Consider the following 592-nt stretch of genomic DNA (forward strand, 5'->3'; position numbering starts at 1 on the left):
GCTCCCCAGCCATGATCAATAATGCGCCGTGGCCGAGCTCATATTCTATTTGAGTTTTACAATGTAAATTTCGTAGCACAAATCGGCGCGTATCACCTAAGTTCAACGAGGCGATCACCGGATTTCTGCCCAGCTCTGGTTCATTATCTTGGTGCCATCCCATCGAATCCTGACCGTCGCGATACAGATTCGCCAATACAGAGTTGAACGGGGTGTTGGCAAGGCTTTCACAGCGAGCCTTGAGTGATAAAAGCTCAGACGTCCAAGGGTGAGGTGCCATGGTTAAACCCGAATAGGTGTAAGGCGCATCGCCATGCCAAGTCTGCAAACGAGGTTGAAGTACCGATTTCCCGAAAATGGTTATGCGTTCTTGTTGCCAAGGTAAGGTACTCATAAGCGTTGAAAAGTACGTATCCGCTTCTTGCTGAGAAAGAAAGTTTGGCTGATAAAAGAGCTTACCTTGGCGTACCTCTTGCCAATCCGTACTTTCAAATAAATCGCCTTGTCCTTGCATCCCGTTGCCTATTTAAACCATAAAAATTTCAGATAATTATTACCTTTGCAAAGGCTATTGGTTATTCTTGTAGATAAT

At 45.3% G+C, this 592-nt stretch carries 1 protein-coding gene; it reads right to left on the minus strand.

The features are described from left to right. The coding region (locus tag R7Z47_RS25900) for an alpha-ketoglutarate-dependent dioxygenase AlkB family protein (protein ID WP_318130903.1) at positions 1-514 on the minus strand (514 nt) is incomplete at its 3' end. Positions 515-592 lie beyond the last annotated feature (78 nt).

Source organism: Vibrio sp. 1641 (assembly GCF_033339995.1).
Lineage (GTDB): Bacteria > Pseudomonadota > Gammaproteobacteria > Enterobacterales > Vibrionaceae > Vibrio > Vibrio alginolyticus.